The sequence below is a fragment of the Agromyces sp. Soil535 genome (assembly GCF_001428255.1).
Lineage (GTDB): Bacteria > Actinomycetota > Actinomycetes > Actinomycetales > Microbacteriaceae > Agromyces.
This window is the reverse complement of sequence record NZ_LMRW01000023.1, coordinates 302,224-315,872: the sequence shown is the minus strand read 5'-3', so window position 1 is coordinate 315,872 and position 13,649 is coordinate 302,224. Positions and strand designations below refer to the sequence as shown.

The following is a 13,649-nucleotide window of genomic DNA, read 5'->3' as shown; positions in this document are numbered from 1 at the left end:
GGCGACGACTTCGAAGCGATGGAGGCGCGCGACGCGGCCGATGCCGTGTACGCGGCCCTGCTCGCGCGGATCGGCGAGGGATCCCCTCGCCCTCGACTCGCGCCCACGCGCCGCGCCGTCGAGCTCCTCGGCGACCCGCATCGCGCCGCGCCCGTCATCCACGTCACGGGCACCAACGGCAAGACCTCCACGAGCCGCATGATCGAGGGCCTGCTGCGCGCGTCCGGCCTGCGCACGGGCCTGCTCACCAGCCCGCACCTGGAGCGGTTCACCGAGCGCATCCGCATCGACGGCGAGCCGATCTCCGACGAGGCGGTCGCCCGCAATTGGGAGGAGATCCTGCCCTTCGTCGGGATCGTCGACGCAGAGCTCGAGGGCGCGGGGGACGAGGCGCTCACGTTCTTCGAAGCGCTCACGGTGCTCGCGTTCGCCTGCTTCGCCGACGCACCCGTCGACGTCGTGGTGCTCGAGGTCGGCATGGGAGGAGAGTGGGACTCCACCAATGTCGCCGACGGGCAGGTCGCCGTGTTCACCCCGATCGACCTCGACCACCAGTCGCGACTCGGCCAGACCGTCACCGAGATCGCCCGCACCAAGTCGGGAATCATCAAGCCCGCGGCATCCGTCGTCACGGCCCGGCAGGCCGACGCCGCGCTCGCGGTGCTCGAGGAGGCCGCCGAGCTCACCGAGTCGTCGCTCGCGGTTGAGGGCGACGCGTTCGACGTGCTCGAGTCCCGCGTGGCCGTGGGCGGGCAGCTCGTCTCGGTCCGGGGCCTCGCGGGGGAGTACCGCGACATCGCGCTTCCCCTGTTCGGGCGGCACCAGGCAGAGAATGCCGCCGTGGCGATCGCCGCGGTGGAAGCGTTCATCGGCGGTGGAGCAGTGCGCCTCGCCGACCAGGTCGTCCACGACGGCCTCGCGGCCACGTCCTCGCCCGGGCGCCTGCACCCGATCGCGAGCGATCCGACGGTGATCGTCGATGCCGCGCACAACCCGCATGGCGCCGAGTCGCTCGTCGCCGCACTCGACGAGTACTTCGACTTCGATGAGGTCGTGTTCGTCTTCGGCGTGCTCGCCGACAAGGACGCCGAGGGCATCGCCGCCGTGCTCGCCCGCACGGGAGCCGCGTTGCTCGTGACGAGGCCCGACTCCGAGCGTGCCCGCGACGTGTCGGACCTCGCGGCCGCCATCGCGTCGCGCATCGGGGCCGACCGCGTGCAATCCGCTGAACGGCTCGACGACGCCCTCGACGAGGCACGAGCCTGGGCCGCCGAGGCCCCGAAGCGCGCCGTGGTGGTCACCGGATCGATCGCCCTCGTCGGGGAGGCCATGGCGATCGCCGCCGACCGGGGCTGGGGTCGGGAATGAACGACGCCGCCACGCCGACGCCGGCACCCGCACCGAGGTCAGCGAGGCAGACCCTCGGCTCGATCGTGCTCGCCTTCGAGATCATCGTCGTGTTCCTCGCCGCGCTCGTGATCTGGGGCCTCGCGCCCACCGAGGGCGGCTTCTTGGGCCTGCCGCCGTGGGTGGCGCTCGCGGCGGGCGGCGCGCTCATCGTCGGCCTCATCGCGACGATCGGACTGCTCAGGTACCCGTGGGGCTTCGTGCTGGGCTGGGTGCTGCAGGCGCTCATCCTCGCGTCGGGGTTCCTCAACCCGGCGATGTTCTTCGTCGGCGCGCTCTTCGGCGGCATGTGGTGGTACTGCATGGTCGCCGGCGCACGAATCGACCGAGAGAGGACGGCGCACGCCGATCCGGGGAAGGAACAGGAATGACCACCGCCATCGAGGAGACCCTGGTGCTCGTGAAGCCCGACGGCGTCGCCCGCAACCTCACGGGCGAGATCCTCCGCCGCATCGAGGCGAAGGGCTACTCCCTCATCGACATCCGCATGGTGCAGGCCGACCGCGAGATCCTGGCGAAGCACTACGCCGAGCACGAGGGCAAGCCGTTCTACGAGCCGCTCATCGAGTTCATGCAGTCGGGCCCGGTGGTCGTGATGCGCGTCGCCGGCAACCGCGTGATCGAGGGCCTCCGGGTGCTCGCGGGCACCACCGACCCGACCATTGCGGCGCCCGGCACGATCCGGGGCGACTTCGGTCGCGACTGGGGACTCAAGGTGCAGCAGAACCTCGTGCACGGCTCCGACTCGGTCGAGTCGGCCGAGCGCGAGCTCGACCTCTGGTTCGCCTGATCGGATGCCGCGTCGACCGGGTCGCCCGGTCGACGCGGCGATCCCGGTGCGGCGTCGGACCGCTCAGCGGAAGAGGTTCTGCAGGTCGACCATGACGCGCGGAATGGCGTTCATGTGCGCCTGCGCGAGCAGGATGACGATGGCATAGCAGACGACCGTGATGAGCGGGATCCACTTGACCCACTCGGCCGCCAAGCGGCGGATGCGTGCCGATGCGGGAATATGACCCGTGCGCAGGTTGTGCAGCGTCACGGTCCAGAACGTGGGGATGGTCACCGCCCAGGTGAGCATGCACCACGGGCACAGCACGTCGAGCGCGTAGATGCTCTGGGCGATGAGCCAGCCGACGAAGACGAGGGCTCCGGCGACGCCCACGTTGAAGCCGATCCAGAACCAGCGCGAGAAGTGCGCGCCGGCGAGGATCGCCACGCCGATCGTGATGACCACCGGCCACGCCATCAAGCCGATGAACGGGTTCGGGAAGCCGAACACCGATCCCTGCCACGACTCCAGGTTCACGCCGCAGCCGACGAGCACCCCGACGTTGCAGGCGGGCACGTGCTCGGGATCCGCCAGCACGAGCACCTTCTCGACCGACAATTCCCAGGCCGCCAGCAGCCCGAGGGCACCGGCGATGATGAGGAATACGGCGAGGGCGACGGGTCGGGACCGTGGGGAGGAGTCCGGCATGTTCGTATTGTGGCATGCCGTTTCCACACCACCCTGTGAGAGCGTGCGATAATCGAAGCAGTCGTCCGGGCCGCGCCCGGCGCGACGCCAATGAAGGCTTTGAGGATGCACCGCATCCGAGTGAGCGGTCGAGACGCACCGCGAGACGTGGCGACACAGGCATCCTGCCGGTCGCAGCAGTGAAGGATTGGCGGTTCGGCGCACGGCGCTGGACTGCTCGAGACGAGTACGGAGCGGATGGCGCGGCCATCCACACCGTCGTAGGAGTGCACCAGAGATGGTGGAAGGCAACGAGAACCACACGAACGAACCAGATTCCGGCACCAGCACACCGAAGCGTCGCGGCGGCCTGTTCGGTGCGCGGCGAACCGGTCGTGGTCGCACCGGCGAGGATCGCGCGCCGCTGACCGGCGAACTGCCGGTCGAGGCAACCGTCGCCGACGAGGCGAACACGGTCGAGGCGTCAACGGTCGAGCCAGAGGGCAGGACCGATGGCGCAGCCGGCGCGGTGTCGGAAGAGGTCGGCACCGCGGCATCCGCGAACGCCGCCGACGCTGCAGAGAGCGCGGTCGACGCGCCTGCCGCCGAGCCGGCCCCCGTGTCGCCCATCCCCGCGACGCTGACCACCACTTCGCTCATCTTCCATGCGCCCCCGGCGCTCGTGCCCGTCGAGCGCGCCGAGCGCGGCGAGCGCCCCGAGCGCGGCGAGCACCCCGGCGCCCCCACGGACGAGGAGTCGTCGAGCGTGCGCCGACGCACACGCCGCCGTAGCGGCGAGGAGGGTCGCGCCACCGGCGAAGAGCCCGCGAACACCGTGGTCAAGGTGCGCAAGCCCCGCGAGCCCGAGCTCATCACGGAGCCTCAGAAGGTGAAGGGCTCCACCCGGCTCGAGGCGAAGAAGCAGCGCCGACGCGACGGCCGCGACGCCGGCCGCCGGCGTGCGGTGATCACCGAGGCCGAATTCCTCGCCCGCCGTGAGTCGGTCGACCGGCAGATGGTGGTGCGCGCCAAGGGCGGGCGGATCCAGATCGGCGTGCTGGAGGACGGCGTGCTCGTCGAGCACTACGTCGCCCGCAACCAGGACGCGTCGCTCATCGGCAACGTCTACCTGGGCCGGGTGCAGAACGTACTGCCGAGCATGGAGGCCGCCTTCGTCGACATCGGCCGCGGTCGCAACGCCGTGCTGTACTCGGGCGAGGTCGACTGGGACGCCGCCGCCGAGAACGGCGAGAAGAACCAGCCGCGCCGCATCGAGCTCGCCCTGAAGCCCGGCGACCGCGTGCTCGTCCAGGTCACGAAGGATCCGGTCGGCCACAAGGGCGCCCGCCTCACGAGCCAGGTCTCGCTGCCCGGCCGCTACCTCGTGTACGTGCCGAACGGCTCGATGAACGGCATCAGCCGGAAGCTCCCCGACACCGAGCGTGCGCGCCTGAAGAAGATCCTGAAGGAGGTGCTCCCCGATGACGTCGGCGTCATCGTGCGCACCGCGGCCGAGGGCGCCACCGAGGAGCAGCTCACCCTCGACGTGAACCGCCTGATCGCGCAGTGGGCCGACATCTCGACCCAGCTCGAGAAGGTGCAGGCGCCGGCGCTCCTGCATTCCGAGCCCGACCTGCTCATCAAGATCGTCCGCGACGTCTTCAACGAGGACTTCCAGAAGATGATCATCTCGGGCGACGAGGCCCGCGAGACCATCGAGCGGTACCTCCGCGCCGTCGCGCCCGACCTCCTCGAGCGCGTCGAGGCCTACATGGGCGAGCGTGACGCATTCGACGAGTTCCGCATCACCGAGCAGATCGAGAAGGCGCTCGACCGCAAGGTCTGGCTGCCGTCGGGCGGTTCGCTCATCATCGACCGCACCGAGGCCATGACGGTCGTCGATGTGAACACCGGGAAGTTCGTCGGATCCGGCGGCAACCTCGAGGAGACCGTCACCAAGAACAACCTCGAAGCGGCCGAGGAGATCGTGCGGCAGCTCCGGCTCCGCGACATCGGCGGCATCATCGTCGTCGACTTCATCGACATGGTGCTCGAGTCCAACCGCGACCTCGTGCTGCGCCGCCTCGTCGAGTGCCTCTCACGTGATCGCACCAAGCACCAGGTCGCCGAGGTCACCTCGCTCGGCCTCGTGCAGATGACCCGCAAGAAGCTCGGCCTGGGCCTCCTCGAGTCGTTCAGCGAGCCGTGCGAGGTCTGCGCCGGCCGCGGCATCATCGTGCATCACGACCCGATCGTGAAGCACCGCGTGCCGCAGCAGGTTGAGCGCGGCCGTGGCCGAGGGCGCGGTGGCAGCCAGCAGGCCCAGGCACCGTCGGACCCGAAGGCGCACACCGGCACCCACGCGATCACCGAGGACGTCAAGCACGCCCTGGCGCAGATCGCCGCGTCGACGATCCCGCACCCCGAGCACAAGCCGGCCGAGACGGATGCCGCGCCCGAGGCCGCGACGGAGCCGGCCCCCGCCGAGGCGGGTGCTCCCGCGGACGCGGCGGGCTCGACCGCGCCGGCCGTCGAGCCGCAGGCTGCCGCCGGTGGTCGCCGGCGCGGACGTCACCGCCGCGTGACGCAGGAGCAGGGTCCCGCTGAGCCATCCGAGCCGCGTGGTGACGCGGCCGAGCGCACGGGGGGCGAGCCAGTGCCCGCCGAGTCGGGCTCCGCGGCATCCGCGACGCGGGCGGGCGTGCCGATCGTGCAGTTGCCGCCGGTCGCGCCGACCGAGCGTCGACGCACCGTGCGTGCGGCGGACACCGAGGTGCTGCTCGACTCCGTGCTCGACGCGCTGCCGGCGCCGAAGAAGGCGGGCGAGGGTCGTGCCCGCAGCCGACGCGTGTCGACGGCAGCGCTCAGCACCGCCGGCGCACCACCGGTGATCACCCGCGCCGACGGCACGTCCGCCGGCTCGGGCCAGGCCTCAGCCGAGCGCTGACCGGGCGCGTCGCTCCCGCGGCGTCACCCGGAGACCGCTCGCCGCGAGCCGGCGCACGAGTTCGCGTGGCGACACCGGCTCGGCGCCGGCCTCGACGAGCTCGTCGTACCGCTCGATGGGCACGTCGTAGTGGTCGAGGTCGAACGCCCGCGGCGGCAGCCCCATGCACTCGGCGAACGAGCGGAGCTCCGCGATCGAGCGGTCGCTCACGAGGTGCGCCCAGACCGTGCCGTGCTTTGGCCAGAGCGGCGTGTCGATGAGCACGGTCATGCGGCCGATCCTACGCGCGGGCCCTGCGACGCGCCGCGTGACGCGCGTTTGACCGACCATGGGGCTTCGGGTAAACTCGACCGTTGGTGCCACCGCTTATCCCGGTGTGCCCGCACAGTTTTCTGGCAGTGACGACCCTCCTTCCCGCTGGGGTCCCGCGCAGTGACATCCCATCAGGCAGTGACATTTCCCAGCTAACGGAGCCCCGGCTCCCCAGAGATAGGTACGAGTAGTGGTTTACGCAGTAGTGCGCGCCGGCGGTCGGCAGGAGAAGGTCGAAGTCGGCACCATCGTGACGATGGACCGCATCAAGGCTGACAAGGACGGCAACGTCCAGCTCATCCCGGTCCTCCTCGTCGACGGCGAGAAGATCACCTCCGACGCCAAGTCGCTCGCGAAGGTCACGGTCACGGCTGAGGTCCTGAACGACCTCCGCGGCCCCAAGATCGTGATCCAGAAGTTCAAGAACAAGACCGGCTACAAGAAGCGCCAGGGCCACCGTCAGGAGCTCACGCGCGTCAAGGTCACCGGTATCAAGTAGCCCGCGGCTCGCAAGGAGAAACAGACATGGCACACAAAAAGGGAGCGAGCTCCACTCGCAACGGTCGTGACTCGAACGCCCAGCGCCTCGGCGTGAAGCGCTTCGGTGGTCAGGTCGTCGGCGCGGGCGAGATCCTCGTCCGCCAGCGCGGCACCCACTTCCACCCGGGTGCGGGCGTCGGTCGCGGTGGCGACGACACCCTCTTCGCGCTCGAAGCCGGCGCCGTGCAGTTCGGCACCAAGGGCGGCCGCAAGGTCGTCAACATCGTGGCGGTCGGCGAATAGTCGACCGATCGGTCTTGTGAGGGCGGGCTTCGGCCCGCCCTCGCGTGTTTCACCCGTTTGGAGGGATGCGGCATGGTCAGCTTCGTCGACCAGGTGACGCTCTTCGTGCGCGCCGGTCATGGCGGCAACGGGTGCGTCTCGGTGCGCCGCGAGAAGTTCAAGCCGCTGGCCGGCCCCGACGGCGGCAACGGCGGCCACGGCGGCGACATCGTGCTCGTCGCCGACCCGCAGGTCACCACGCTCCTCGCCTACCACGGTCGTCCGCACCGCTCGTCGGACAACGGGCAGCCCGGCATGGGCGACAACCGCTCGGGCGCCGCGGGAGAGCTCCTGGAGCTCCCCGTGCCCGTCGGCACCGTCGTGAAGGACCCCGACGGCACCGAGCTCGCCGACCTCTCCGAGCCCGGGATGCGCTTCGTCGCGGCCCCAGGAGGCCAGGGCGGCCTCGGCAACGCCGCGCTCGCGAGCACCAAGCGCAAGGCGCCCGGCTTCGCCCTGCTCGGCACGCCCGGGTTCGAGGGCGAGGTCACGCTCGAACTGAAGACCATCGCGGATGTCGCGCTCGTCGGCTTCCCGTCGGCCGGCAAGTCGAGCCTCATCGCCGCGCTCTCCGCGGCTCGGCCCAAGATCGCCGACTATCCGTTCACCACGCTGCATCCGAACCTCGGCGTGGTGCAGGCGGGCGACCACCGGTTCACCGTCGCCGACGTGCCGGGGCTCATCGAGGGCGCGAGCGAGGGCAAGGGTCTCGGCCTCGAGTTCCTTCGCCACGTGGAGCGGTGCTCGGCGCTGTTGCACGTCATCGACTGCGCGACGCTCGAACCTGGCCGCGACCCGGTCAGCGATCTCGACGTGGTCCTCGGCGAGCTCGCCGCGTACCCGGTGCCAGAAGGCCAGGTGCCGCTGCTCGATCGCCCGCAGCTCGTCGCGCTCAACAAGGTCGACGTTCCCGAGGCGCGCGACCTGGCCGGCTTCGTGCGTCCCGAGCTCGAGGCGCGCGGCTACCGGGTGTTCGAGATCTCCACGGTGAGCCACGAGGGCCTGCGCCAGCTCGGGTTCGCGCTGGGCGAGCTCGTCGACGCGGCGCGGGCCGCCGCCGCCGCGGCCCCCGCGGGGCCGCGCATCGTGCTGCGTCCGAAGGCCGTCGACGACTCCGGCTTCGTCGTCCGTCCGGAGGGTGGCAGCTACGGCACGATCTACCGCGTGCTCGGCGCGAAGCCCGAGCGCTGGGTGGCGCAGACCGACTTCACGAACGACGAGGCCGTCGGCTTCCTCGCCGACCGCCTCGCGCGCCTCGGCGTCGAGGACGAGCTCGTGCGCGCCGGGGCGGACGCCGGTTCCACGGTCGTCATCGGCCCCGGCTCGGGCGTCGTGTTCGACTGGGAGCCCACGCTCACCTCGACGGCGGAGCTCATCACCGCGCCGCGCGGGAGCGACCTCCGCCTCGACGAGCAGCGCCGCGCCACGCGCGCCGAGCGTCGCAGCGAGTACCACGAGCGCATGGACGCCAAGGCCGAGGCGCGCGCCGAGCTGGAGCGCGAGCGCGAGGCCGGACTGTGGTCCGACGGCGAGGAGGCGCAGTCCGCCGACGATGGCCAGGAGGCCGTCGAGGCGGGGCAGGAGGAGGACGAACGGTGACGCCGCGCACCCGCGCCGACATCCCGAGCGCCAGGCGGATCGTGGTGAAGGTCGGCTCGTCGTCGATCAGCGGCGAGAACGCCGGACAGATCGGCCCGCTCGTCGATGCCCTCGCGGCCGCCCACGAGCGCGGCGCGGAGGTCGTGCTCGTGTCGTCGGGCGCGATCGCCACGGGGATGCCGTACCTCAAGCTCGACCAGCGGCCGACCGACCTGGCGACGCAGCAGGCCGCGGCATCCGTGGGTCAGAACCTGCTCGTCTTCCGCTACCAGGACTCGCTCGACCGCTACGGCATCGTCGCCGGGCAGGTGCTGCTCACCGCCGTCGACCTCGAGCACGCCACCCCGCGCTCGAACGCCCAGCGTGCCATGGACCGGCTGCTCGCGCTGCGGATCCTGCCGATCGTGAACGAGAACGACACCGTCGCCACTCACGAGATCCGGTTCGGCGACAACGACCGGCTCGCCGCGATGGTGGCCGAGTTGATCGGTGCCGACCTGCTGGTGCTCCTCTCCGACGTCGACGCGCTGTACACCAAGCCGCCGCACCTCGAGGGAGCCGAGCGCATCGCGCACGTGCCCTTCGGCGACCCGTTGTCGGGCGTGGAGATCGGCTCGATCGGCCGCGCGGGCGTGGGCACCGGAGGAGCGGAGACGAAGGTCTCCGCTGCCCGTATCGCGGCGGAGGCGGGCGCTGCGGTGCTCATCACCGCGACGACGCGCGTGGCCGATGCCCTCTCGGGCGCGGAGATCGGCACGTGGTTCGAAGCCGCCCCCGTTCGTCACGCGGCGGGCGGGGATTCCACCCTCGCCTAGGCTGGTGCCATGGAGCACTCCGACCTCGACACGACGGTGATCGACGTGCGGCTGGCCGCCGCGAAGGACGCGTCCTACCGCCTCGCCCGGGCGACGACGGCGGAGAAGGATGCCGCGCTCGAGCAGGTCGCCGCGATCCTCCGCGACCGCGCCGCTGACATCATCGCCGCCAACGCGCTCGACCTCGAGGCCGGTCGCGAGGCGGGCCTGTCGGCCGGCCTCCTCGACCGGCTCGCGCTCGACGAGCGACGCGTCGATGGCCTGGCCGACGCAGTGCTCGACGTGATCGGCCTCACCGACCCGGTCGGCGAGACGGTGAGCGGTCGCTCCCTCCCGAACGGGGTGCGCATCGACCAGGTGCGGGTCCCACTCGGCGTCATCGGCGCGATCTACGAGGCGCGCCCGAATGTCACCATCGACATCGCCGTGCTCGCCCTGAAGAGCGGAAACGCCGTCGTGCTGCGCGGCGGCACGGCCGCAGAGCAGACGAATCGCGTGCTCGTCGGCGTGCTCCGCGACGCGCTCGAGGCCGCTGGCCTCCCGGCCGACGGCGTGCAGACGGTCGACGACTTCGGCCGTGCCGGTGCGCGCCACCTCATGCAGGCACGCGATTACGTCGACGTGCTCATCCCGCGCGGGAGCGCGGGCCTCATCCGCGCCGTCGTCGACGAGGCCCGCGTCCCTGTCATCGAGACGGGCGCCGGGGTCGTGCACATGTTCCTCGACGCGAGCGCCCGCGAGGACTGGGCGGTGGAGCTCGTGCACAATGCGAAGGTGCAGCGTCCCAGTGTGTGCAATGCGCTCGAGACGCTGCTCGTGCACCGCGACGCCGCCGAACGACTGCTGCCCGCGGTGCTCGACCGGCTCGAGGCATCCGGGGTCACCATCCACGCCGACGAGCGCGTCCGGGCCCTGCGTCCCGAGGCCCTGCCCGTAACCGACGAGGACTGGGCCACCGAGCACATGAGTCTCGACCTCTCGGTCGGCATCGTCGACTCGATCGACGACGCGCTCGGCCACATCCGCCGCTACTCCACGAGGCACACCGAGTCGATCGTCACGAACGACCTCGGCAACGCCGAGCGCTTCCTCAACGAGGTGGATGCGGCGGCGGTCATGGTGAACGCGTCCACGCGCTTCACCGACGGGGCCGAATTCGGCTTCGGCGCGGAGGTGGGCATCTCGACGCAGAAGCTGCACGCTCGCGGCCCGATGGGACTGCCCGAGCTGACGAGCACGAAGTGGCTCGTGCGCGGCGCCGGACACGTGCGCGCCTGACCTCGCTAGACTGTCACGAGCGAGACCCGCAGGATCGAAAGGAACGGCGAATGAGCCTCACGACCGCAGTGCTGACCGGCACGGTGCTGACCGAGACGGTGCACGCGAGGGAACTCCCGGTCGACTCGTGGGTCTACGGCCTCGTCGCGCTCATCATCTTCGCCGCCCTCGCCTTCGTCGCCGCGTCGTACCGCGACGTCGCCAACCGGCACCGTGCGAAGGCCGCGGCCTACGCGGCGCGCCACGGTGGGAGCGAGCACGACGGCCACTGAGCGGGCGTCGTCCCGATGACGGGCGAACATGGCCGGCCACGCATCGGCGTGATGGGCGGGACCTTCGACCCCATCCACCACGGGCACCTCGTCGCGGCGAGCGAGGTCGCGCAGTCCCACGGGCTCGATGAGGTCATCTTCGTGCCCACGGGCGCGACGAACTACAAGGCGGACGTGACCCCCGCGGAGCACCGGTACCTCATGACGGTCATCGCGACCGCGTCGAACCCTCGATTCACCGTGAGCCGCGTCGACATCGACCGGGACAAGCCGACGTTCACGATCGACACGCTGCGCGACATCCGCGCGGAGCGGCCCGACGCCGACCTCTACTTCATCACCGGGGCCGACGCGATCGCCCAGATCCTGGCGTGGAAGGACATCGACGAGCTCTGGCGACTCGCCCATTTCGTCGCTGTGAGTCGGCCGGGACATGTGCTGTCCGTTTCAGGTTTGCCAGAGCAGGACGTAAGCTTGTTGGAGGTTCCGGCACTTGCGATCTCGTCGACCGACTGCCGGGACAGGGTGCGCCGGGGATTCCCGGTGTGGTACTTGGTGCCCGATGGGGTCGTCCAGTACATCTCCAAGCACCATCTCTATCGGAGTGTCGAATGACGTCGTCGCAGGAACCGCCGCTGACGCGCCGCGAGTTGCGCGAGCGCGAACGGCTGCGGGAACAGCAGGCGGCTTCGTCGACCCCGGATGCCGCGGCAGCACCGCCGCAACAGCCTGCACCGCCGGCACAGCAGATGCCGCCTGCGCCTCCCGTCCAGGCGTACCCGCCCGTTCCGCAGCCCGTGCAGCCTGCGCCGCAGCCCGTGCCGCCCTCCGGCTACAACGCGCCTCGACAGGCCGGGGGATTCGCCGATCCGTCGTCGCCGTACGGCCGGCCGATCGTGTCTCCCGCGCCGCCCGCCGCGAATCCGTACCCGACGCCGCAGGCACAGATGCCCCCCACTGCGCCACAGCCCCCGCCGCCCGCGCCCGCGCCGCCGCAGCAGGCTCCTGTCGCGCCGCAGCCGACGACGCCCGAGCGCACGCTCACGCGCCGCGAGCTCCGGGCGATGCTCGACGCCCACGCGGCCGGGGAGTTCCACGACCTCGACTTCGACGACGAGCCGGCGGCTCCGCCTGCGCCGGCGCCCCCGCCGGTCGCAGCACCGGTCTCGAACCCGTTCGCCCAGCAGCCGGTCCCGACCCGCCCACCGGCGCCGCACCAGGTTGCCGAGGCGGCCATCGCCGACGAGCCGCTTGCGGCGCCGAAGCCGGTCGGCCACTGGACGGCGCAGCTGAACGCACCCGTCGAGCGGGCCGAGCCGTTCGACCAGCTCCTCTCCCGAGGTGGGGTCAGTCACGGCGTACCCACCACGACCAACGCCCTGATCCTGCCGACGCTGCCCGACCACGGCCCCATGAGCGATGCGCTCGCGAAGAGCGGCGAGGTCATCGTGACCGGCTCGATCGACCTGCCGCGCAGCTACGGCGCCACGGGCGTGCACCCCAGCCAGATCGACTCGTCCGACGTCGACCGCCTCTTCGACCAGGTCGAGGACGGCGCCGGCGTCGGTGCGCCGGTCTCCGCCACCCGTGCGATCAGCACCCAGAACACGGCGCGCGCGATGATGGCGCCGCCCAAGAAGGAGGGCATGAACGTCCCGCTCGTGCTCGCCGTCACCGCCGGCGTGCTCGCGCTCGGCGTCGTCGCCACCCTCGTCATCGGCGCGGTCGCGGGGCTGTTCTGATCGCCGGCGCCGTGTCCACCACTCCGGAAGTGAGCGTATGACCGCATCCGACCAGGCACTCGACGCACTCGCCCTCGCGGCGCGCGCAGCCGATTCGAAGGGCGGCGAGGATTTCGTCGCCCTCGACGTGTCCGGACCCCTGCCCTTCGCCGACGTGTTCCTCATCGTCACCGGCACCTCCGAGCGCAACGTCGTCGCCATCGCGGACGAGGTAGAGGACGTGCTCCTCAGGGCAGGCGCCAAGACCCATCGGCGCGAAGGGCACGACGCCGGCCGCTGGATCCTCCTCGACTTCGGCGACCTCGTCGTGCACGTCTTCCATCGCGAGGAGCGACTGTATTACGGCCTCGAGCGACTCTGGCTCGACTGCCCGGCCCTGCCCGTGGCGCCCCTGCTCGCCGCGGGAAACTGAGGCACGCGGCATCCGCTCGCTGAGGCCCCCTTGGATTTCATCCGGAGGGCGACGCTGGTGTAAGCTCGATTCGTTGCCCCGCACGGGGCGAACGGGTCTGTGGCGCAGCTGGTAGCGCACCTGCATGGCATGCAGGGGGTCAGGGGTTCGAGTCCCCTCAGATCCACCAAAACCCCTGATGAACGCAAAGTTCTCAGGGGTTTTTTTCGTGAGAAGGGCTCCTTGGGGCCTTTTTGGGGCCTTTTTCACATCGCCCCGATGTTTACAGCGATCCACAACGGATCACCTCAGACAGTGAACAAAAGGATCTGTGCCGCACTCATAAGGAGTATGAGCACATCCGTTCCGTCCACCTCTCCGCCGGCGCGCTTCATCGAGAGCCTCGGGGACTATCTCACCGTCGACGAGCTTGCAGAGTATCTGCAGCTGTCCAAAGAGACGATCTACCACTGGCGCCTCGAGGGCACCGGCCCGAAGGCGACCAAGCTCGGCAAGCAATTGCGCTACAGCCGAGCGAACGTCGAGGCATGGCTGAAGTCTCGAACGGACAGACGGTGACCGGTTTGGTCGTGCCCGTCTCCTCC

Annotated in this window: 16 protein-coding genes and 1 tRNA gene; 15 read left to right on the top strand and 2 right to left on the bottom strand. The window is 70.7% G+C overall.

Going from position 1 to position 13,649, the window contains the following annotated elements; genetic code table 11:
• Nucleotides 1–18: 18 nt before the first annotated feature.
• The 3 genes from ASG80_RS14540 to ndk are packed head-to-tail and all read left to right on the top strand — an operon-like array spanning nt 19 to nt 2,197.
• The gene (locus ASG80_RS14540) at nt 19–1,368 is read left to right on the top strand and encodes a folylpolyglutamate synthase/dihydrofolate synthase family protein (protein WP_056732182.1); all 1,350 of its coding nucleotides are present in this window, start codon (nt 19–21) and stop codon (nt 1,366–1,368) included.
• Nucleotides 1,365–1,778 carry a DUF4233 domain-containing protein gene (locus tag ASG80_RS14535; RefSeq protein WP_056731907.1) on the top strand — a complete coding sequence of 138 codons (414 nt, stop codon included), beginning with the start codon at nt 1,365–1,367 and terminating at the stop codon, nt 1,776–1,778. Before ASG80_RS14540 ends, ASG80_RS14535 begins: the two co-directional genes overlap by 4 nt.
• Nucleotides 1,775–2,197 (top strand): nucleoside-diphosphate kinase, encoded by a 423-nt coding sequence (gene ndk / locus ASG80_RS14530; RefSeq protein WP_056731905.1) that lies wholly within the window; start codon nt 1,775–1,777, stop codon nt 2,195–2,197. Before ASG80_RS14535 ends, ndk begins: the two co-directional genes overlap by 4 nt.
• A gap of 63 nt (nt 2,198–2,260) precedes the next feature.
• Here ndk and ASG80_RS14525 read toward each other — a convergent pair whose 3' ends face one another.
• On the bottom strand, nt 2,261–2,887 hold the full coding sequence (locus ASG80_RS14525) for a vitamin K epoxide reductase family protein (protein ID WP_056731903.1): 627 nt from the start codon (nt 2,885–2,887) through the stop codon (nt 2,261–2,263).
• A gap of 277 nt (nt 2,888–3,164) precedes the next feature.
• Between ASG80_RS14525 and ASG80_RS14520 the strand changes: the two genes are divergently transcribed.
• On the top strand, nt 3,165–5,813 hold the full coding sequence (locus ASG80_RS14520; protein WP_082590396.1) for an Rne/Rng family ribonuclease: 2,649 nt from the start codon (nt 3,165–3,167) through the stop codon (nt 5,811–5,813).
• Here ASG80_RS14520 and ASG80_RS14515 read toward each other — a convergent pair.
• Complete coding sequence (locus ASG80_RS14515) at nt 5,799–6,083, bottom strand: DUF4031 domain-containing protein (RefSeq protein ID WP_056731901.1); 285 nt, start codon at nt 6,081–6,083, stop codon at nt 5,799–5,801. The two genes, ASG80_RS14520 and ASG80_RS14515, sit on opposite strands and share 15 nt — an antisense overlap.
• Before the next feature lie 232 nt (nt 6,084–6,315).
• Here ASG80_RS14515 and rplU point away from each other — a divergent pair, with 232 nt between their 5' ends.
• From rplU to ASG80_RS23940, 11 genes are all read left to right on the top strand, one after another.
• Nucleotides 6,316–6,624: a 50S ribosomal protein L21 gene (gene rplU, locus ASG80_RS14510; protein WP_082590394.1), complete on the top strand. Its 309-nt coding sequence runs from the start codon at nt 6,316–6,318 to the stop codon at nt 6,622–6,624.
• Nucleotides 6,625–6,650: 26 nt separating this feature from the next.
• Nucleotides 6,651–6,908 carry a 50S ribosomal protein L27 gene (rpmA, locus tag ASG80_RS14505; protein WP_056731897.1) on the top strand — a complete coding sequence of 86 codons (258 nt, stop codon included), beginning with the start codon at nt 6,651–6,653 and terminating at the stop codon, nt 6,906–6,908.
• Nucleotides 6,909–6,980: 72 nt separating this feature from the next.
• Nucleotides 6,981–8,546 carry a GTPase ObgE gene (gene obgE / locus ASG80_RS14500; protein ID WP_056731895.1) on the top strand — a complete coding sequence of 522 codons (1,566 nt, stop codon included), beginning with the start codon at nt 6,981–6,983 and terminating at the stop codon, nt 8,544–8,546.
• On the top strand, nt 8,543–9,361 hold the full coding sequence (gene proB, locus ASG80_RS14495) for a glutamate 5-kinase (protein WP_056731893.1): 819 nt from the start codon (nt 8,543–8,545) through the stop codon (nt 9,359–9,361). Before obgE ends, proB begins: the two co-directional genes overlap by 4 nt.
• 9 nt (nt 9,362–9,370) lie before the next feature.
• Nucleotides 9,371–10,639 carry a glutamate-5-semialdehyde dehydrogenase gene (locus ASG80_RS14490; RefSeq protein ID WP_056731890.1) on the top strand — a complete coding sequence of 423 codons (1,269 nt, stop codon included), beginning with the start codon at nt 9,371–9,373 and terminating at the stop codon, nt 10,637–10,639.
• A 50-nt stretch (nt 10,640–10,689) separates the two neighbouring features.
• Nucleotides 10,690–10,911: a hypothetical protein gene (locus tag ASG80_RS14485; protein WP_056731888.1), complete on the top strand. Its 222-nt coding sequence runs from the start codon at nt 10,690–10,692 to the stop codon at nt 10,909–10,911.
• Nucleotides 10,912–10,926: 15 nt separating this feature from the next.
• A complete protein-coding gene (gene nadD, locus ASG80_RS14480; RefSeq protein WP_056731886.1) occupies nt 10,927–11,526 on the top strand; it encodes a nicotinate-nucleotide adenylyltransferase in 600 nt (199 codons plus the stop codon).
• The gene (locus ASG80_RS14475) at nt 11,523–12,653 is read left to right on the top strand and encodes a hypothetical protein (RefSeq protein WP_056731884.1); all 1,131 of its coding nucleotides are present in this window, start codon (nt 11,523–11,525) and stop codon (nt 12,651–12,653) included. Before nadD ends, ASG80_RS14475 begins: the two co-directional genes overlap by 4 nt.
• 37 nt (nt 12,654–12,690) lie before the next feature.
• Nucleotides 12,691–13,065 (top strand): ribosome silencing factor, encoded by a 375-nt coding sequence (gene rsfS, locus ASG80_RS14470; protein WP_056731882.1) that lies wholly within the window; start codon nt 12,691–12,693, stop codon nt 13,063–13,065.
• 93 nt (nt 13,066–13,158) lie between these two features.
• Nucleotides 13,159–13,234 (top strand) — tRNA-Ala (locus tag ASG80_RS14465).
• 161 nt (nt 13,235–13,395) lie between these two features.
• Entirely contained in the window at nt 13,396–13,623 is a 228-nt protein-coding gene (locus ASG80_RS23940) for an AlpA family transcriptional regulator (protein ID WP_056731880.1), read from the top strand.
• Nucleotides 13,624–13,649: the final 26 nt, after the last annotated feature.

Coding starts and splice junctions, on each gene's coding strand:
- ndk (WP_056731905.1), top strand. CDS start 1,775: ATGACCACCGCCATCGAGGAGACCCTGGTGCTCGTGAAGCCCGACGGC.
- ASG80_RS14525 (WP_056731903.1), bottom strand. CDS start 2,887: ATGCCGGACTCCTCCCCACGGTCCCGACCCGTCGCCCTCGCCGTATTC.
- ASG80_RS14540 (WP_056732182.1), top strand. CDS start 19: ATGGAGGCGCGCGACGCGGCCGATGCCGTGTACGCGGCCCTGCTCGCG.
- ASG80_RS14475 (WP_056731884.1), top strand. CDS start 11,523: ATGACGTCGTCGCAGGAACCGCCGCTGACGCGCCGCGAGTTGCGCGAG.
- ASG80_RS14520 (WP_082590396.1), top strand. CDS start 3,165: ATGGTGGAAGGCAACGAGAACCACACGAACGAACCAGATTCCGGCACC.
- ASG80_RS14490 (WP_056731890.1), top strand. CDS start 9,371: ATGGAGCACTCCGACCTCGACACGACGGTGATCGACGTGCGGCTGGCC.
- ASG80_RS23940 (WP_056731880.1), top strand. CDS start 13,396: ATGAGCACATCCGTTCCGTCCACCTCTCCGCCGGCGCGCTTCATCGAG.
- rsfS (WP_056731882.1), top strand. CDS start 12,691: ATGACCGCATCCGACCAGGCACTCGACGCACTCGCCCTCGCGGCGCGC.
- ASG80_RS14535 (WP_056731907.1), top strand. CDS start 1,365: ATGAACGACGCCGCCACGCCGACGCCGGCACCCGCACCGAGGTCAGCG.
- ASG80_RS14515 (WP_056731901.1), bottom strand. CDS start 6,083: ATGACCGTGCTCATCGACACGCCGCTCTGGCCAAAGCACGGCACGGTC.
- nadD (WP_056731886.1), top strand. CDS start 10,927: ATGACGGGCGAACATGGCCGGCCACGCATCGGCGTGATGGGCGGGACC.
- ASG80_RS14485 (WP_056731888.1), top strand. CDS start 10,690: ATGAGCCTCACGACCGCAGTGCTGACCGGCACGGTGCTGACCGAGACG.
- obgE (WP_056731895.1), top strand. CDS start 6,981: ATGGTCAGCTTCGTCGACCAGGTGACGCTCTTCGTGCGCGCCGGTCAT.
- rpmA (WP_056731897.1), top strand. CDS start 6,651: ATGGCACACAAAAAGGGAGCGAGCTCCACTCGCAACGGTCGTGACTCG.